Source organism: Rhodococcus gannanensis (genome assembly GCF_042681175.1).
In the GTDB taxonomy this organism is placed as follows: domain Bacteria; phylum Actinomycetota; class Actinomycetes; order Mycobacteriales; family Mycobacteriaceae; genus Rhodococcus_G; species Rhodococcus_G gannanensis.
In genome coordinates this window covers 97,665-116,651 of record NZ_JBHUFB010000010.1, presented here as the reverse complement: position 1 = coordinate 116,651, position 18,987 = coordinate 97,665, and the positions used below count along the sequence as shown (strand labels likewise).

The following is an 18,987-nucleotide window of genomic DNA, read 5'->3' as shown; positions in this document are numbered from 1 at the left end:
GTGGTGTGGAAACCGATGAACGTGGTCCAGAAGTGCCACTTGCCCAGACGCTCGTCCATCATCCGGCCCGTCATCTTCGGGAACCAGAAGTAGATGCCGGCGTACGTCGCGAACACGATGGTTCCGAAGAGCACGTAGTGGAAGTGCGCGACGACGAAATAGGACTCGTGCAACTGGAAGTCGAGGGGCGGGCTGGCCAGCAGGACGCCGGAGAGGCCACCGAACAGGAACGTCACCAGGAACCCGACCGAGAACAGCATCGGTGACTCGAAGGTCAGCTGTCCCTTCCACATGGTGCCGATCCAGTTGAAGAACTTCACGCCGGTCGGGACGGCGATGAGGAACGTCATGAAGGAGAAGAACGGCAGCAGGATGGCGCCGGTGGCGTACATGTGGTGCGCCCACACGGCGACGGACAGGGCCGCGATGCCGAGGGTGGCGTAGACGAGGCCGCTGTAACCGAAGATCGGCTTACGCGAGAAGACCGGGAAGATCTCCGAGACGATGCCGAAGAACGGCAGCGCCAGCACGTACACCTCCGGGTGGCCGAAGAACCAGAACAGGTGCTGCCACAACATCACTCCACCGTTGGCGGGGTCGAAGATGTGCGCGCCGAAGTGCCGATCGACGAACAGCGCCAGCAGCGCCGCCGCGAGCAACGGGAAGATCATGAGGGCGAGCAGGCTCGCGACGAGGGTGTTCCAGGTGAAGATCGGCATCCGGAACATGGTCATGCCGGGGGCGCGCAGGCAGACGATCGTGGAGATGAAGTTGACGGAGCCGAGGATGGTGCCGAGTCCGCCGAGGGTCAGGCCGATGATCCACAGGTCCGCGCCGACCCCGGGGGAGTGCGCCATGTCGGTGAGGGGTACGTACGCGGTCCAACCGAAGTCGGCGGCGCCGCCGGGGGTGATGAAGCCGGCCATCGCGATCAGTCCGCCGAACAGGTACATCCAGTAGCTCACCGCGTTCAGGCGCGGGAAACAGACGTCGGGAGAACCGATCTGCAGAGGCATGATGTAGTTCGCGAAGCCGAAGAAGATCGGCGTCGCGTACAGCAGCAGCATGATCGTGCCGTGCATGGTGAACATCTGGTTGTACTGCTCGTTCGACAGGAACTGCATGCCGGGAACCGCGAGTTCGGTGCGGATCAGCAGGGCCATCAGTCCGCCGGCGAGGAAGAAGGCGAACGACGTGACGATGTACATCAGGCCGATCGTCTTGTGATCGGTGGTGGTGAGCAGCCTGACGATCACCGATCCCTTCGGCGCTGCGGTGGCAGGTGCGGGCCGGGCGGCGTCGGGGTGGTCGACGGAGGTTCCGGGGCGAGGAGCGAGATCAACCATGCCGCACGCTCACTCGGCCGCCATGGACTGTTCCCGGATCTCCGGATCTTCTGTGCTCACGCATGACTCGGAATGATCGTCCGCCGCGCGGGCGTGAGACAGAGTCGAAGGTCCCGACGAGATTGGGACGTCGGTCACAGTTCCCGGTTCGGCGGACCGATCCGGGACCTGCCGTCAAACATGTTGTACCGTGGCAGTTTTCGTCAGGCCAGGACGGCGATTGCCAGGATCACGACCAGCAGGCCCGCCGCAACGAGCGCGACGATCAACGGCAGGGGCAGGCCCGCGCCCGCCTTCTTCTTCGGCTCGAAAGCCGGTGGCTGTGGCAGGCCGGGGCCGGGACGTCTGACGGACTGCAGCGGCTCCGCCTGCGGCGCGGCGGGGAGGCCGCTCACCGTGCTGTGGTGCAGTCTGCGGGCGGACTCGGGTGCGGCGCCTCGGCGGGCCCAGAAGGGCACCGCGCCGTCGGCGTCGCGCAGCGGGGTGTCCAGGACGTAGTCGATGCCGACGCTCCCGCCGGTTGCCGTGTGCGCCAGGAGGTCACGAGCCTCGGCCATGGTCGGTCGCCGGCTGGGGTCGGGCTCGAGCATCCGCAGGAGGGCGTCGGTGAGTGCGCCGCTGCGGGCCGGTCGCATGATCTCGGCCTTGGCGACCCGGTGCAGCAGGGCGATGGTGTCCTCGTCGATGCCGAACGGGGGCTGTCCCTCGGTCGCCGTGTAGAGAGTGGAGCCGAGGGCGAACACGTCGGACGCCTCGGTCGGATCGCCGCCTCGGGCGACCTCCGGTGCGAGGAACGCCGGTGTGCCGACGATGGACGAGGAGGAGCCGGGCTGGGTCTCGCCCTTGGCGTGGGAGATTCCGAAGTCGCTGATCTTGACGGTTCCCGCCGCCGGGCCGCGGTCGGCGATCAGGATGTTGCCGGGCTTGACGTCGCGATGGACGATGCCTGCCGCGTGGGCCTGGGCGAGGGCGTCGGCCACCTGCGCGCCGATCTGGGCGACCAGTGCCGGTGGTAGGAACTGGGTGGCGTTGAGCGCCTGCGCGAGGCTGCGCGAGGGCATGTACTCCATCACGAGCCACGGATCGTCGCCTTCCAGGGTGACGTCGTACATCGCGATGGCGTGCGGGTGTGTGAGCCGAGCTGCGAGCCTGCCCTCGCGCATGGCACGGGAGCGGGCCTCCTTCACGGCCTCGTCGGTGAGGTCGTCGGGGAAGGAGACCTGCTTGATGGCGACCTCGCGGTCGAGCAGGGTGTCGCGGGCCAGCCACACCGAGCCCATCCCGCCTCCGCCGAGCTTCGAGCGCAGCCGGTAGCGGCCCGCCACGAGATGGTCCGGTCCGACGATTCGCTGCCCCTGCTGCGCCACACCGCGAGGGTAGACGACGCGCTGTCGGGGGCGTTCCCCGGAGCCGTGAACAGGGGATATCTCCTGTCTTGACGACGCGGTCGGGACGGGCTTTACTGAACAAGTATCGAAAGTGTGTTCGATGCGTTTCGGTGGTCCCCGCGTCTTCCCCGCGGCGGTGCCACGGCAACACCGGGGTGTTCGTGGACGTGTCGTTCGCGGGTCGCCGACCGGCCGTCGTGGTCCTCGCGCGTGGGCGGTGTGTGTGGACGGAGTGTGTCTGTGGTTGGGATGAGTGCTGCCGCGCCGGAGGTTTCGGTGGCGCCCGAGACGCCGGGGCTCTCCCGGCGGGAGCGAATCGAGCAGTTGCGCAGTCGGATCGCCGCAGTGCCTGCGCGTGGCGAGTCCGTCGCGGCCCGGCAGGACCGGGCCCCGGGTGTCTCCGCTCGGGAGGTGCTCCCCGTGCCCGGTCCGCTGGCCGAGTTGCTTCCGCAGGGCGGATTGCCCCGTGGGTCGGTGGTCGCCGTCTCGGGTGCGACGTCGCTGCTGGTCGGTCTGCTCGCGTCGGTGACGGGGTCCGGTGGGCACGCCGCCGTCGTCGGCCACCCCCGGCTCGGGCTGCTCGCGGCGTCGGAGATGGGCGCCGACCTCGGGAGGCTGGCGGTGATCCCCGACCCGGGCCCGGACCCGGTCGAGGTCGCGGCGGTGCTCCTCGACGGACTGGACCTGGTCGTGCTGGGCCTCGGTGCGGCGGTGGTCCCGCCGTCGCGGTCGCGGGCGGTCGTCGCCCGCGCGCGCAGCAAGGGCGCGACGCTGCTCGTGACGGGCGGTGGATGGGGTGGAACGGAGATCCGCCTCGACGCCTCTGTGCACGAGTACGACGGACTCGGCCCGGGGTGCGGCCGGCTGCGCGGGTTGCGGTTGTCGGTCGGAGTCGAAGGACGGGCGTTCCAGCGCCGCACCGCCCGCATCGAGCTGTACCCGCGTCGCGGTCGGGTGGAGTGGGTTCCGGAAAACGCCGAACCGCAGCCACTCTCGCGTGTCCCGAGCGGTGCGGCATGAGCTCGGAGGATGCGCCGAAGGCACCTGCGCGTGTACTGGCGTTGTGGTGTGCGGACTGGCCCGCGGTCGCGGCGGCGGCGGCCGAGGACCTGCCGCCGACCGAACCGGTGGCGGTGTTCTCCGCGAACCGGGTCGTCGCGTGCACCGGCCCGGCCAGGGCGGCGGGAGTGGTGCCGGGACTGCGACGCCGGGATGCGCAGGGGCGCTGCCCGCGCCTGCACGTGCGGGCCGCGGACGAGGGGCGTGACGCCCGGGTGTTCGAACCGGTGGCCGCGGCGGTCGACGCGGTGGTGCCCGGGGTCGAGGTGCTGCGTCCCGGACTGCTGGTCCTCGCCGCCCGGGGAGCGGCCCGGTACTTCGGTTCGGAGGAGGCCGCTGCGGAGCGACTGGTGGACGAGGTGGCCGCGGTCGGGGTGGAGTGCCAGATCGGAGTGGCCGACGAGTTGTCCACGGCGGTGGTCGCGGCCCGTCGAGGGGTGCTGGTCCCGCACGGTGAGGGGGCACGATTCCTGGCCCCGCTTCCCGTTGCGGAACTCGCCGCCGAGCCGGCGCTGGCGGCCCCGGACCGCGTCGACCTCGTCGACCTGCTGCGCCGCCTCGGCCTGCGCACCGTCGGGGACTTCGCCGCGTTGACCCCAGTGGCGGTGGCCTCACGGTTCGGGGCGGACGCGGCCGCGGCTCATCGCAGTGCGCGAGCGCAGCCGGAACGTCCACCGTCGGCGCGGGCGCTGCCGCCCGACCTGACGGTGGAACTGCGGCTGGACCCGCCCCTGGACCGGGTGGACGCGGCTGCGTTCGCGGGTCGCACCCTGGCAGAGCGCCTGCACGAGCGGCTGTCGGCCGCCTCGGTCGCGTGCACGAGGCTGGAGGTGTGTGCGAGTACCGGCCACGGGCAGAGCCTTTCGCGGATCTGGCGGTGCGCGGAGCCGCTGACACCGGACGGCACCGCGGATCGGGTGCGCTGGCAATTGGACGGCTGGCTGACCGGCCGCAGCGAGGCGAGGCCCACCGCGGGAATCGAGATGCTGCGGCTGGATCCGGTGGAAGTGGTGGCGGCCGGCGCGTTGCAGCTCGGTCTGTGGGGTGGCGTCGGGGCCGAGGACGAACGCGCTCGCCGAGCCCTGGTCCGGGTGCAGGGACTGCTCGGAGGGGACGCGGTCCGGATCGGTGTGCTCAGTGGCGGTCGCGGACCGGGGGAGCGGGTCACCGTGGTACCCCTCGGCGACGAGAAGGTGCCTGCCACCGACCCGGCGGCGCCGTGGCCGGGGCGTCTGCCCGCACCCGCGCCCACCGCGGTGCTGCCGGTTCCGTTGCCTGTCGCCCTCGAGGACTCGTCGGGTCGCCCGGTGTCGGTCACCGATCGTGGAGAGTTCGACGGTCTCCCCGCCCGACTGCGGTGGGGGCGGCGGAGCTGGGACCTTATCGGGTGCGCAGGACCCTGGCCGGTGGACGAGCGATGGTGGGATCAGGGATCCGCACAGCGACTCACCCGTGCCCAGGTCCTGCTCGGACCTGCGGCAGGGGAGGCCGGCCCTCGTGCGCTGCTGGTGCGGTCCGACGGGTCCGGTTGGTGTGTCGAGGGTGTGTACGAGTGACGCCCACCGAATCGCCGTCCCCGGAAGCCGACTACCCTTTCGACGAGGACCAGCACGAGGAACGGACACGGCTCGATGATGACGACGGCGACGGCGACGTTCGGCGATGTCGACATCCACTACCGCGATTCACGCGGCGCCGATCCGGTTCCGGTCCTCCTCGTCCACGGGATGGGCAGCGACGGCGCCACGTGGGACCGGTTCGCCGGGTCGCTCGCGGGACGGGGCCGCCGGGTGATCGTCGCCGACCTGCGTGGCCACGGCCGCAGCGCGCACGCACCGAGTTACCGATTCGACGAGTTCGGCGCGGACCTGCTGGCGTTGTGCGATCACCTGGCGCTCGATCGCGTCGATCTGGTCGGGCACTCCCTCGGTGGGCATGCGGCGTCGCTGGTCGCCCAGTCGCAACCCGACCGTGTGCGGCGCCTGGTCCTCGAGGAGGCGCCGCTGCCGTTGCGGGCAGGGGAGGAACTGGGCACCCTCGCCCGACGGCTGCCGAGCCCGGTGGAGCTGTGGCACGCGACGACGAGCCTGCTGCGCAGCCCCCGCGCCACGTTCGCCTTCGACCGATCGATGACGCGATCGCTGCTCGAACAGTTCCGCACCCCGCAGCCCGACTGGTGGTCGGCGCTGCCGTCGATGTCGGCGTCGACGCTGATGGTCAGCGGTGGGCCGCGGGGCATGGTCGATCCGGCCCGTCTGACCGCCGCGATGTCGGGTATCCCGGACGGTGGCGCGGTGACGATCGAGGTCGGGCACAGTGTGCACCGCGACCGGCCGCGGGAGTTCGAATCGGTCGTTTCCGGATTTCTGGACCACGGCGGACGGGGATAATGGCGCGATGCGGTCGCGGAAGAAGATCTTGGACGCCACGCTCGATCTGATCGGGCGCAACGGTTTCGAGGGCATCACCATCGCATCGGTCGCGCAGGCGGCCGGTGTGACGAGACAGACCGTGTACGCGAACTTCGGCAGTCGCGAGGAGGTGGTCTCGCAGGCGATGGTCAGCCGCCTGACCGAGGTCGCCGCCGAGATCCAGCGTGAATTGACGTCCGCTGCCGACCCCGGCGACTATGTCGTCGAACTCGTCGTCGCGGGCCGCCGGGCGGTGCGCACCGACCCGGTTCTCACCGCACTGCTGCGGTCCGAGACCAACAACCCGCTGTTCGACGAGGACGCCGTCACCCGAGCGAAGGTCGTCACGGGCGTTCTCCTCCAACCACTCGGCGAACTGTTTCCCGACGTCGTCGACCGGATCGACGACTTCGCCGCGATCGCCGCGCACCTGGGTCTGTCGGTGGTGTGTTTCGACGACGCCGCGCTGCGCGACGACGACGATCTGCGCGCCTTCCTGTTCCGATGGCTCGCACCGGGAATCGCATGAGTACCGCTGCCGCTGGGCTCCGAGCGGACACCTGCGCCGCGATTTCCGCCGTCGACGAGCCGCTACCCGGGACGGCCGCCCAGGTGACAGCGTGGCTGTGCCTGGAACATCCGGGTCCGTGGGGCCGGGACGTGTTCGCCGGGGAGGCATTCGGCCCGCAGCTGTCGGAGCGTCTGCAGGCACACGTGGACGCGGCCGGGGTCCGGCTCCTGCTGATCCGCAGGCCCGGACGATCGGAAGCTCAGGCCGTCAGAACGGTGCTGTTCGCGAGGTCCGCGCCGGACGGATCGTGGTGCGAGCGAATCGAAGTCGCCTCGCCCGAGGACCTGCTCGACCTCGACCTCACTGCCACGGCCTCGCCGCCGCGCCTCGGCGAGCCCGTCACCGAACCGGTCGCGCTGGTGTGCGCACACGGCAAACGAGACCTGTGCTGCGCGGTGCTCGGCCGGCCCGTCGCGGCCGAGCTGTCGGAGCGTTTCGGCGATGCCGTGTGGGAGTGCTCGCACACCGGTGGTCACCGGTTCGCGCCGTCGATGATCCTGCTCCCCACCGGCTACACCTACGGTCGGCTCGGGCCCTCCGAGTCGACCGACGCCGTGGACGCTGCTGCCCGTGGCGAGGTGTATCTGCAGGGTCTGCGTGGTCGCAGCTGCTGGAGCCCCGCCGGTCAGGTCGCGGAAGTCGCCGTCCGGGAACAGGTCTCGGCCGGAGTCGACGACCTCACCGTCGAGGGCCCGGAGGGCAGTCCGGTGGTGCGGCACCGGGACGGCCGCACCTGGACCGTCCCGGTCGCAACCGTCTCCCTAGCACCCCGCCCCGCCAGCTGCGGCGCCGACCCCAAACCATTGTCGAGTATCTGTCGTCAGTCCACGAGCGGACCAGAATGATTCGTTACCGGAAGTGCATCTGACTGACGGTCGTTTAACGCTGGCTAGCCGGTGTAATCATGCTCCGATCTCTCGCACAGCCTCATTTATCAGCCGCTTGTAATTTTGATCAGAAAAATCCAAATTGCGAATCGACCCAATGTTGAATTCGCCGTCCAACCGATAGTATGGCTCGTCGATCCAAATGTACCCTCGCATTTTAAGATACTCGAACATCGCTATCGATGCACGCCCCTTCGATAGGATGGCATCCATTTTTTCGCGCGAGAATCGCATACCGCCTCGACCAAACCAAACCGCGATTCGCCTAAGTGCGAGCGCGGTAAATAGGATGTCCGACTCTGCTGGGTCCTGATTTGGGGAGTCGACAACTCTAAAGGGCTGCCACGGATGGGGGGCCGTGGGCACTCGAACGGCGAACTCCTCTCTCGCTCCTGTAATTCGACGGACCACCCCGTCAATTCGATCCGTCCAAAGCGTAACTCCGTTGGATCGATTTCCTGCATTCGATCCTATTGTCTGGACGGAATTGTTGATATGCACCTCGGAACTTTGTCCTACAAACTTCTCCACCTGCATAGACAGGCGCGGCCCAAGGTCGCATTCGGCCGATTCTTGCCCGATCATGACTGTCGATCCAGGCAGGGAAAATACCGAATACGCGGCGGATCTTCCGAGTCTAACGCACTCTCGGTCCACTTGTATCAGTACGCCGGCAGTTTCCGCTGGATCGTTCTCGAACGATATCGAGATCTGGTCGTCCATGCTAACGGACTCCAGATCTGAAAACTCTCCGTTCCGCCATTCGACATATGCCAGCTCCGAGGTTTCCGGAACTTGCTGCGTATGCGAGTCGATGAGAAAAAGGAGTGACTCAGGGTGAAGAATCGTACCGTCGCGAACCTGCGGCGAAGACCTAATAAAGCGTGAGAGCATTGGGGAGGGAACGACCTCAGGTTGAAGCCAGTACGCAACGAGTACCTCCAGATAATCCCTATCCGGATTGGTAAGGTAGCGTCCAAGTACGTAGTCGCGAAACGCAGTACTGGTAAAACCGAGTAGTACATTCCTGGCGTGGTCGCCGTTTACTGACTTTAGGAATGGGTGGTCCTCAAACTGATCCCTGAGTCGTTGATCGATATCGTCCAGCCATTCAGGTTTCACTGCGAGGTCTAGGTCTGGTTCGGCGTGTAAGGATACCAGATCATCCGCGAGAAGCCACTGTATCTGCGTGGTGGTCGAGTAGGCTGACGCCGCAAATTTCTGCTTAGCAGCATTATTCCCGCCGAAGCTTGCGGCAAATTTGTTGGTCTCCCTTTCGAGGATTCTGTCAAGCATCTCGGCTATTAGGGACCACGTGCGGGAGGACTCTTCCGCGAACCTGCGCAACTCCTTGAATGGGTTTTCAAATCTGGTCGCGAATAGTGCCATTGAATCGAGTACCGGCGCGTATCCCAGGAAGGGGCCCACGGACTGCCAATCTTCGGAGCCGAATGCTTCACGCACCCGTGTAAAGAATGATTCAACGAACTGGTCTAGTTCATTGACGGGCTCACCGGACGGCCCGACCGACTTGAGGTGAACGAAGGATTGGGCTGCGGACTCGGAAAAGTACGCGACCTCCAGTACCTCGGTATCTACATCAAGTTCACTTAGATAGAGGTGCGTGTCGATAATGGTTTCGGGACGGCCGAGAATTACTGCGCAGGCATTGGGGCTTTTGGCGCCAACAATAATCTCGGCCAGATTCTGTAGCGCCGCATTATAATTGGTCGACGTAGACGCGACAATTGCCTCGTCGGCGGCATCTAGAATCAGGCAGGCGTACCCGGACCTTAGTTCGTCGATCACTGCGGCATAGTTGCGTACACCATACGAGGTGGACAATATTCCTGAGAAGAATCCTGAACCCATTGAGAACTTCCCGAGGTCCCAGTATGGATTTCCGGTTATTCTCGCCAAGTTCGTCGCTAGGGTTGTTTTTCCGACGGCTGCGGAGGCCGAGATCAAGATTACCCGGGCGTTAGCGTCCGGTGAGTGAAATCCCTCAGCAAGTTGAAGATCAGGAGCAATAAACTTTGCTCCGGCCTCTTCGGAGGGGATCATGACACCTGGAGGCGCGTCTGGTTCCTCAGTCAATCGATTGCTCCGATTTGGCAAGCGTTCGATCAGTTTCTGAAGTTCCACTAGTCTTGTCCTTCTCTTTCGGATACTTCGGAATTGGACCACCGTCGAACCCACGCCCTGCCGCCTAGTGCTATGGCGAAGGCGGCCATGATCGAAATTGAGAGGGCAGGTATTCCGGGGAGATCGAACGGGAATTCGGCTGACGGCAGAACATTCGACCCCAGGAATGCAAACAGAAGCATGGGGAAAAGTGTGACGGCGCCGAGGTCTGCAATTCGGCGGTCTCTCTCGCGCTCCTGTTTCTCCTTTTGGTCAGTGACCGCAGCCAAATGCTGAGTTGCGCGTTCAAGTATGGCAGTCTGCCAAACCGTCAAGCTCATGAGCGCGGCTTCGACCCTATCGGATGCACTACGCACGATGTTCGCGGTGACTTCGTCGTCAGTCGCTGTCCTTGCGATGGCGTATACATCGATGAGGGCCGCCCTCGAGGTAATCAGCGGATGAAGTTGTAGCAGTAGATCTGTCGTATGTGGCTTTGTCCCCCACTGGAGGGCGTTGTGGTAAGGCACGCGAATCGTTTCATTGAGATTGATGTCGAGATCCTCATAGAACCATCGGCGTATATCACTCTGGAAGGTGTCGAAGCGTTTGTTTCGGGAGCACCTCGCGAGTGATTTCTTTACCGCATCGCATATATCGGTAGATTGATTCGACTTTGTGCTCTGTTGTGAAGAATTTGGGCCAGTGATATGTTGCTCAGTTGTCACGAGTGTGCGGTGATGGCACGATTCGATCGTTGCAATGTGGACGACGAGTGGAGGACTCGCAGCGGCCCTGACTGTCATGAGCTTCGCATGCGAAGCTGGACACGAGTCCTTGCATGGCTCAATGCCGAACTGTGCATCGCCGAAGTCATGGTTCTCCGCGATGGCCAAGATGTGGTCATCACTCGTGGTGTCCACCGGGCTGTTGATAGGCCGAGCAACGCCGCTTCTGATTCGAAACAGCTTGGTCAACAGGTTTGATCCTTCCGGTCCGCATCGGGGTCGCATCATAGTAGACGGCAAGAAGTGATTCGCCTGCATGAAACGCGGTTGGAGTGCGGATTGCATGAGTGGCTTATGTGAGCGTGCTTCTGGCGCTCCGACGCAGGTCTAAGAACACCATTGCGGTTCGAGGTTGGTGGCTTGATCCGCTCGATGGGATGGTGGGCTGCTGTGGAGAGGTGAGGAACGTTGCGTTTTGGAGTTTGGGCGTCACCAGTGGGTGCCGGGGACGAGTCGGGCGAGGCGGCGGCCGGCGCGCACGGCGCGGTTCGGGCGGCGCCGTCCCGACGATCCCGGCGCGCGGGACGGATCAGGTTCTGATTGCGAATTTCCTTGGGCTGCGGGTGAATCGGGGAAGGCTCGGTACATCTGGTGCCGCACCAGTTCAGCGGTGCGCGGTGCGATCAGCTGGCCGTACTCGCCGAGGGTGCCGATCGGCACGTCGATCCGCTTGGGACGCTGCACCAGTGCCCGCACCACCATCGCGGCCGCCGTCTCGGCGCTGATCGCGCGGCCGGGATTCGCCCGCCCGGACGGCGCGATCATCGGGGTCCGCACCAGCGGCATGTGGATGGTGGTGAACGTGATTCCGTCGGACAGGGTCTCGGCGGCGACGGTGTCGGTGAACGCGTCGAGAGCCGCCTTGCTGGCGACGTACGCCGAGTAGCGCGGGACCCGGCTCTGCACCCCGGCGGTGCTGATGTTCACGACGTGCCCGAAACGCCGCTCGCGCATCGTGGGCAGCAGTGCCAGCACGAGCCGGACCGCGGCGAAGTAGTTGACGGCCATGGTGCGTTCGTAGTCGTGGAACCGGTCGGTCGACGCGTACACCCCACGGCGGATGGACCGTCCCGCGTTGTTGACCAGCATGTCCACGTGCCCGTGCTCGGCGAGCACCCGCGTGACGACGGCGTCGACGGCCGCCTCGTCGGTGATGTCGCACGGATAGGTGTGCGCCCGACCGCCCGCGGCCCGGATCTCCCCGGCGACCTCGTCCAGCTCGTCGCCGCGTCGGGCGAGCAGCAGCACGGTGGCGCCGCGTTCGGCCACCGCCAGCGCCGACGCCCGCCCGATCCCGGACGACGCTCCCGTGATCAGGACGATCCGGCCGACCAGCGGCCCCTCGGGATCGGGTCGTCGGTGCCGTGCCGGGTCGAGGTGCTCACGCCAGTATCGCCACAGGACGTCGGCGTAGGTGCCGAACGGCGGCACCGTGATTCCCGCGGGGTCGAGGACGCGGCGGGCTCGGGCGTCGTCGAAGGTGCTCGGCAGGGCGAGGTGTTCGAGGATCACCGCTGGGATGCCGAGCCCGGCGAGCAGGCCGTTGCGGACGGAGGTTGCCGAACCACGCGGAGGGTGCAGTACCGGTGCTGCGATCATCGCGGGCAGGTCGGCGACGGGTCGCGGCGCACCGGCCGCGGAGGCGAGTGCCGCGTACACCTCCCGGATAGGTTGCGGCCGTGGGTTGACGAGGTGCAGGGCCTGTCCGTCGAGTCCGGGTGCGGCCATCAGTTCCACCATCGCGCGGGCGACGTAGTCGACCGGAACGATGTTGGTGGCGCCGAGGTTCGGGACTCCCACCGGCAGTCGCGACGGCAGTGCGCCGAGTCGGGAGATCAGCGGGAAGAGATAGTAGGGGCCGTCGATCTTGTCGATCTCGCCGGTGCGGGAGTCGCCGACGACGGCGGCCGGCCGGTACACCCGCCACCGCAGGCCCTCGCTCTCGCGGACCAGCTTCTCGGCCTCGAACTTGGTGCGGTGGTAGGCGGTGGGGAACGACTGACCGAGGTCGAAGTCGGCTTCGGTGAACGGGCCGCGGTGGTCTCCCGCGACGGCGATCGACGACACGTGGTGCAGGGTGGCGCCGAGGTCGCGGGCGAGTGCGATCACCGCGGCGGTGCCGTCGACGTTCGTTGCGGACTGGTCGTCGCCTGCGGTGAGGTCGTAGACGGCGCCGAGGTGCAGCACGTGGTCGGCTGCGGGCGGCGGGCCGTCGAGACCCAGTGCGGGGAGGGTGAGGTCGCCGAGCAGTGGCGCGATCCGCTCGCCGCCGTGCCACTCCGCGGACAGGCGGGAGAGCCTGTCCCCGGAGGCCGGGCGGACGAGGACGTGGATCGTCGCGTCGGGATGACGGGCCAGCAGCATGGGCAGGACGTGGCGGCCGAGGAATCCGGTTCCGCCGGTCACGATGAACGTGGACATGGCACTCCTGACGAGGACGGCTGCCGCCTAACTTACTTCAAAGTAAGAAAGGTGGGAAGGTCCCGATCAGTGTCCGATTCCGACCTTCTCGTACACCCGCCGCATCCATGCCGGAGCCCACCAGTTCGCCTCGCCCATCAGCTTCACCAGCGACGGGACCAACAGCATCCGGACGACCGTCGCGTCGATGATCAGCGCGATGATCATGCCGACGCCGAGGAATCGCATGATCGACAGTCCGGAGATGGTGAACGCGCCGGTGACGATGATCAGCAGCGCTGCCGCGGCGGTGACGATCCGTCCGGTGCGAGCCGTGCCGATCCGGACGGCCTCCTCGGTGTCCGCGCCGGACTGCCGGGCCTCCACCATCCTCGACATGAGGAACACCTCGTAGTCGGTGGACAGGCCGAAGACGACGGCAAGGATCAACACCACGAACGTCGGTTCGAGCGGATTCGGTGTCACGCCCAGCAGGCTTGCCCCGTGGCCTTCCTGGAAGATCCAGGTGAGGATGCCGAACGTCGCCGCGAGACTCAGGCCCGCCATCGCCACCGCCTTGATCGGCAACACCACCGAACCGAAGGCGAGGAACAGCAGGATCAGCGTCGAGACCACCATGATCGTGATCATCAGCGGCAGGTGGCTCACGATCGAGGCGTTGGTGTCCTGGGTGAGCGCGGCACCGCCGCCGACCATGACGTCGGTGCCGTCGGGCGGGTCGAGGGCCCGGATGTCGCGGACGAGTTCCCCTCCGGGCACGTCGTTGTTGAACGTCGCGGTGAGCACCGACACGTCGTCGGTGGTCGCGACGAGGCGCACCTGGTCGATGCCGTCGACGGCCCGCAGGTCCTGGCTGAACTCGGACAGCTGAGCGGTCGTCGGCGGCTGACCGTCGGAACCGCGGAGCAGGATGCCTGCGGCGTCGCCTGCGCTGGCGAACTCGGTGTACATCGTCTCGGTGGCGGCCCGTGACGGATCGTCGGCGGGCAGCGCGGTGTAGGTGATCTCGCCGAGCGTGACGCGCAGCAGCGGCGACGCCAACACCAGCAGGCCCGCGACGATCGTCACCGAGAACACCACCGGACGACGCATCACCTTGGTGACCACGCCGCTCCAGAACCGCTCCGCGCGGGCGTCACCGCGTTCGACGGCGCCCTTCCGCCAGGCGAGCGAGTTGATCCGGTGCCCGAGGATCGCGAGCAGCGCCGGGATCGCGGTGAGCGACAGGATCGCGGCGCTGGTGACCGACGCGATCGCACCGAAGCCGAGCGACCTGATCACCGGCTGCGGGAAGACCAGCATGCCCGCGAAGGCGCACACCAGCAGCAGACCGGAGAACATCACCGTGCGGCCCGCGGTGAGCACGGTGCGCCGGACGGCCTCGGCGGTGTCGCTGCCGCGGCCCAGTTCCTCCCGGAACCGGCTGACGATGAACAGCCCGTAGTCGATGGCGAGGCCGAGGCCGAGGAGGGAGGCGACGTTCAGGGCGAACGAGGAGATCTCGGTGATCTCGGTGAGCAGTCGCAGGGTGCCGAGCGCGCTGAACACCGTGAGCATGCCGACGAACACCGGCACCGCGGCGGCGGTGACGGTTCCGAAGATCACCACGAGCAGCAGCAGCGTGATCGGAATGGCGATCGCCTCGGCCTTGAGCAGGTCCTGCTGCAGGTGCTGGTTGAACGAGTGACCGACGAGCGTCCCGCCGGCGAACTCCGATTCGACGCCGGGGACCGTGAGATCCTCCGTCATCGCGTCGATGTCGGCGAGGTCGACGTCGGAGTCCCAGTCGACGACCACCGTCGCGATCGCTTTGGTGCCGTCGAGCGAGAGCATCGGTTCCGCGGCCGACCCGCTCACCGACCAGTAGGAGACGACCGAGTCGGTCGGCCACTCCTGCTGGAACGCGGACAGGCGCTCCTGCACCTCGGGTCCGATGTCGTCGACGGTGCGGCCGTCCGGTGCGGTGTAGATGGCCACGATGTCCGGGGACTGCTGCCCCAGCTTCTCGTTGATCAGCGTGGTGACGCGGGCGGATTCGCTGTCCGGGTCGAAGTAGCCCTCCTGGCTCATCTTCCCGAACACGCCGAGGCCCCACAGCCCGGACAGCACGACGGCGGCAACGGCGACTGCCAGTACCCACCATTTCCGCGAAACGACGAAGGCGGCCCAGCGCGTCATTGAATCTGCATCCTCGAAGTGGTGGGTGTTCGGGTCACGAGCGCCCCGACTCTACCGACGCCTTCCTGAGGCGAAGCTGAGGCCGTCACCGGTGGCGGAGCGCCCCCGATCGGGGGACAGTGGACGGGTGAACGTCCCCGGCACGATGACGGGTTGGCGGGTGCGCGAGCCCGGACCGATCCGGGCCCGGCCGCTCGCGCAGTTCACCATGCCGGTTCCCGAACCGGGTCCCGACGAGTTGCTGGTGCGGGTCCGGGTCTGCGGGGTGTGCCGGACGGATCTGCACGTCGCCGAGGGGGATCTTCCGGTGCACCGGCCGTCGGTGGTGCCCGGGCACGAGGTGGTGGGTGAGGTCGTCGCGTGGGGTGATCGCGTCGGGGGAGATTTCGGGCTCGGCGACCGGGTCGGGATCGGCTGGTTGCGTGGGACCTGCGGCCGCTGTCGCTACTGCCTGCGCGGCGACGAGAACCTGTGCCCCGAGTCGCGGTACACCGGCTGGGACGAGGACGGTGGGTACACCGAGTACGCGGTGGTGCCCGCCGCGTTCGCGCACCGACTGCCCGACGGCTACCTAGACGAGGAGCTCGCGCCGCTGCTGTGCGCCGGGATCATCGGCTACCGCGCGTTGCAGCGCGCCGAGCTGCCCGAGGGCGGTCGCCTCGGCATCTACGGATTCGGCGGCAGCGCGCATCTCGCCGCCCAGGTGGCACTCGCCCGCGGTGCCGAGGTGCACGTGATGACGCGTGGGGAGCGGGCCCGGAAACTCGCCCTCGAGCTGGGGGTGGCATCCGTGCAGGGGGCGACCGACTCGCCTCCGGTGGCACTGGATTCCGCGATCCTGTTCGCGCCCGTGGGAACCCTGGTTCCACCCGCGATGGGGGCACTGGACCGGGGCGGAACCCTCGCCGTCGCGGGCATCCACCTCACCGACATCCCCAGGCTCGGGTACCAGGCGCACCTCTTCGAGGAACGGACGCTGCGCTCGGTCACCGCCAACACACGCCAGGACGCCCGCGAGTTCCTGGAGTTCGCCGGGAAGCACAGGCTGCTCGTCACGGCGAACGCCTACACGCTCGACGAGGCCGACCGCGCCCTCACCGATCTGAAGGAGGGGCGGGTCGTCGGGGCCGCGGTCCTCATCGCGGGCTGAACGACCCGCCCCGGTTCACGCGTCGGGGTCGGGGATCTCGTGCGGCCGGTAGTCGGGGAGCCGGGATGCGGGGAGGATCGCCGTCGCGCTGACCGCCGCGAGGATCAGCAGGCCGAGCTTGAGGGTGCGAAGGCGGGCGTCCTCGTTCACCGTGACCGCGGCGTCGACCTGTTCCGGCGTCGCATCGGTGTTCGCCTCGAGCACCTCGCGGAGTTGGTCGTTGCTGACGAAATTGACCTGGTCGAGGTCGACCTGCGCGACGAGGTTCTCCGGCAGGTCGACGTTCGACACGACGGCCTGACCGACGCTGAAGCTCAGAATCGTCACGAGCAGTGCGCCTGCCACGGCCGTCCCGACCGCGGAGGCCAGGTTCTGCGTCGTTCCCCGCACGGATCCGACGTCACCGGCGAGTTCTCTCGGTGAGGCCGTGACGAGGACGTTGAACACGAGGGTGACCAGGGCGCCCTGGCCGACGCCGAAGACGATGAGGCCGGCGATGGTCGGCACCGTCTCCCAGTTGTTGGTTACGACGAACGCGAGCCAGGCCAGTGCGACGGTGGTGAGGGTGAACGAGAACACGCCGATGGTGCGGGGGCTGTACGTCTTGTAGAAGCGGACCACGAGGGTGGCGGTGACGAAGACCGTCAGGTTGAACGGGATCATCGCGAGAGAGGTGTCGAACGGTGTCCGGCCCTGGACGATCTGGATGTACAGCGGGACGGTGAAATTCAGTGCCGCCTCGAGCGCGACGACGATGAACATCGCGTAGACGGCGGCGCGCTCGCGGGAGCTGCCGAGGACTGACAGGTCGACGAGTGGTGCCTTTCCCTCCCGCATCCGTTTGCGCGTCCACAGGAAGAACGCCTGCCCCAGGATCACGCCGAGCAGGATCATCAGCGGTGCGGGCGACATGCCGAGCACGTCGAACGGGGCGTCCTTCGACGCGAAGAACACACCCCACGAGTTGAGGTTGTTGAAGCCCAGCGTGAGCAGGACGACGGCCGCGCCGACGAGGACGGCGGCGACGAGGTCGATCTCGATGCCGGCGTGGCCACGGTCGGACCGCAGCGTGAAACTGAGCGCGAAGACGAGAACCGCGAGGGCCAGCACGATGCCGAACACCGGACGCCACCCGACGAGGGTGCCGAGCGCGCCGCCGAGGAAGAAGGCGCTCATTCCGGAGATCGCGCGTGCCGAGCCGAGTGAGCCGATCGCGGTGGCCTGCTGTGAGCCGCGGTAGTTCTCGGCGATCAGTGCGACGAGTGAGGGCACGATGATCGCGGCGGATGCGCCTGCCACGGCCTGACCGGCGATCGCCCACCCCACCGACGGGGACAGGATCATCATCAGGGCCGAACACCCGAAGGTCGCGACGACGACCCGGAAGACGAGGACCCAGCCGACTCGCTGCCCGAGCTTGGAGCCGACCATCACCAGGGCCGCGACAGCGAGGCCGTAGACGACGATCGTCGTGCTGGCGGTGGTGGGCGCGACACCGAAGTCCTCGACCATGCCTCCGAGCGACACCGGAAGCGCGGCGACGTTGAACGACATCAGGATCTGCGCGAAGAACAAGCCCACCATCGGTAGCCACGAGCGCCGCTCGGCGTCGACCGAGGTGTCGTCGATATCGGTTGTCATCGAGTTCCTTCCAGGTCCGTCGGATGGGCTGCCGACGCGAACACGTTGAGCCCGAGCGTGCGCGAGAGGTATGCGGTGGCGTGCTGGCCGCGAACGCTGTTGCCCGCGGAATCGAGGCGAGGGGAGAAGGTGCCGATGGCACCCTTGCCGGGCGCGACGGCGACGATGCCGCCGGACACACCGGATTTCGCGGGTAGCCCGATCTCGAACAACCATTCGCCGGACCGTTCGTACATTCCGGTCGCAGCGAGTACGGAGAGCGTGTCGCGGCACACCTGCGGCGAGACGACGCGTTCGCCGGTGACGGGATTGACGCCGCCGTCGGCCAGTGTGGCTCCCATGACGGCGATGTCGCGGGCGGTGACGTTCAGCGAGCACTGCCTGGTGTAGGTGTCGACGACGTCGAGCGGATCGAGGTCGATACGGCCGTAGCTCTCGAGTAGTCGCGCGATGGCCTTGTTGCGCTGGTTGGTCAGCATCTCGGAGTGGTAGACCTCGCCGTCGAGCTCGAGCTGTCGGCCCGCGAAGCGGGACAGCCCGGCCCGGATCCGTTCCCATTGCTCGGCAGGCGTCGCGCCGGGTACGAGCGCGGTGGTGGCGAGCGCGCCCGCGTTCACCATCGGGTTCATCGGGTGCCCGTCGTTCAGTTCGATCGCGATGACCGAATTGAACGACAGCCCGGTGTTGTTCACGCCGACGCGTTCACGCACCACGTCGTGGCCCAGCGCATCGCTCACGAGCGCGTACACGAAGGCCTTCGAGATCGACTGGATCGAGAACGCCGTGTCCGCGGCACCGACGGCATGCACGGAGCCCGACACTTCCGCCACCGAGATCCCGAACAGGTCCGGGTCGGCGGCGGCCAACGCGGGGATGTAGTCGGCGACGGCGCCCTCGGTGCGAGGCAGGTACCGCTCGTGCGCGTCGACGACATGAGCCTCGACCTGCTCCCACCCCGGCAGTGACCCCGTGGCGACTGCCTGTTCGACTTCGTCGACGTCGGTCTGCATCCGGCCCTCCTCG

Annotated in this window: 14 protein-coding genes; 6 read left to right on the top strand and 8 right to left on the bottom strand. The window is 67.1% G+C overall.

Annotation, left to right across the window (positions count from 1 at the left end):
* A partial coding sequence (locus ACFSJG_RS11470) for a cbb3-type cytochrome c oxidase subunit I (protein ID WP_378485360.1) occupies positions 1–1,346 on the bottom strand: 1,346 nt, incomplete at its 3' end.
* A gap of 203 nt (positions 1,347–1,549) precedes the next feature.
* The gene (locus tag ACFSJG_RS11465; RefSeq protein ID WP_378485359.1) at positions 1,550–2,713 is read right to left on the bottom strand and encodes a serine/threonine-protein kinase; all 1,164 of its coding nucleotides are present in this window, start codon (positions 2,711–2,713) and stop codon (positions 1,550–1,552) included.
* A gap of 270 nt (positions 2,714–2,983) precedes the next feature.
* On the opposite strand from ACFSJG_RS11465, the gene ACFSJG_RS11460 reads away from it, so the two are divergent.
* The 5 genes from ACFSJG_RS11460 (at position 2,984) to ACFSJG_RS11440 (ending at position 7,620) form a co-directional block, all read left to right on the top strand.
* Positions 2,984–3,754, top strand: coding sequence for a hypothetical protein (locus tag ACFSJG_RS11460; RefSeq protein ID WP_378485358.1), 771 nt, complete (start codon positions 2,984–2,986; stop codon positions 3,752–3,754).
* Positions 3,751–5,349 (top strand): DNA polymerase Y family protein, encoded by a 1,599-nt coding sequence (locus tag ACFSJG_RS11455; RefSeq protein WP_378485357.1) that lies wholly within the window; start codon positions 3,751–3,753, stop codon positions 5,347–5,349. Before ACFSJG_RS11460 ends, ACFSJG_RS11455 begins: the two co-directional genes overlap by 4 nt.
* A 78-nt stretch (positions 5,350–5,427) precedes the next feature.
* Positions 5,428–6,183, top strand: coding sequence for an alpha/beta fold hydrolase (locus ACFSJG_RS11450; RefSeq protein WP_378485948.1), 756 nt, complete (start codon positions 5,428–5,430; stop codon positions 6,181–6,183).
* A gap of 7 nt (positions 6,184–6,190) precedes the next feature.
* Complete coding sequence (locus tag ACFSJG_RS11445; RefSeq protein WP_378485356.1) at positions 6,191–6,733, top strand: TetR/AcrR family transcriptional regulator; 543 nt, start codon at positions 6,191–6,193, stop codon at positions 6,731–6,733.
* Complete coding sequence (locus ACFSJG_RS11440; protein ID WP_378485355.1) at positions 6,730–7,620, top strand: sucrase ferredoxin; 891 nt, start codon at positions 6,730–6,732, stop codon at positions 7,618–7,620. Before ACFSJG_RS11445 ends, ACFSJG_RS11440 begins: the two co-directional genes overlap by 4 nt.
* Positions 7,621–7,677: 57 nt before the next feature.
* Here the strand turns inward: ACFSJG_RS11440 and ACFSJG_RS11435 are convergent, their stop codons facing one another.
* The 4 genes from ACFSJG_RS11435 to ACFSJG_RS11420 all read right to left on the bottom strand — a co-directional run bounded on the left by ACFSJG_RS11435 (position 7,678) and on the right by ACFSJG_RS11420 (position 15,173).
* A complete protein-coding gene (locus ACFSJG_RS11435) occupies positions 7,678–9,807 on the bottom strand; it encodes an NACHT domain-containing protein (RefSeq protein ID WP_378485354.1) in 2,130 nt (709 codons plus the stop codon).
* Positions 9,807–10,709 (bottom strand): hypothetical protein, encoded by a 903-nt coding sequence (locus tag ACFSJG_RS11430; RefSeq protein ID WP_378485353.1) that lies wholly within the window; start codon positions 10,707–10,709, stop codon positions 9,807–9,809. The genes ACFSJG_RS11435 and ACFSJG_RS11430 overlap by 1 nt, the downstream gene beginning before the upstream one ends.
* A 294-nt stretch (positions 10,710–11,003) precedes the next feature.
* On the bottom strand, positions 11,004–12,995 hold the full coding sequence (locus ACFSJG_RS11425; RefSeq protein WP_378485352.1) for an SDR family oxidoreductase: 1,992 nt from the start codon (positions 12,993–12,995) through the stop codon (positions 11,004–11,006).
* A gap of 66 nt (positions 12,996–13,061) precedes the next feature.
* A complete protein-coding gene (locus ACFSJG_RS11420) occupies positions 13,062–15,173 on the bottom strand; it encodes an MMPL family transporter (RefSeq protein WP_378485351.1) in 2,112 nt (703 codons plus the stop codon).
* Positions 15,174–15,318: 145 nt separating this feature from the next.
* Here ACFSJG_RS11420 and ACFSJG_RS11415 point away from each other — a divergent pair, with 145 nt between their 5' ends.
* Positions 15,319–16,323: a zinc-binding alcohol dehydrogenase family protein gene (locus tag ACFSJG_RS11415; protein WP_378485947.1), complete on the top strand. Its 1,005-nt coding sequence runs from the start codon at positions 15,319–15,321 to the stop codon at positions 16,321–16,323.
* Between the two features lie 15 nt (positions 16,324–16,338).
* Here ACFSJG_RS11415 and ACFSJG_RS11410 read toward each other — a convergent pair whose 3' ends face one another.
* Entirely contained in the window at positions 16,339–17,964 is a 1,626-nt protein-coding gene (locus ACFSJG_RS11410; protein ID WP_378485350.1) for an MFS transporter, read from the bottom strand.
* Complete coding sequence (gene glsA / locus ACFSJG_RS11405) at positions 17,961–18,974, bottom strand: glutaminase A (RefSeq protein WP_378485349.1); 1,014 nt, start codon at positions 18,972–18,974, stop codon at positions 17,961–17,963. Before glsA ends, ACFSJG_RS11410 begins: the two co-directional genes overlap by 4 nt.
* Positions 18,975–18,987 lie beyond the last annotated feature (13 nt).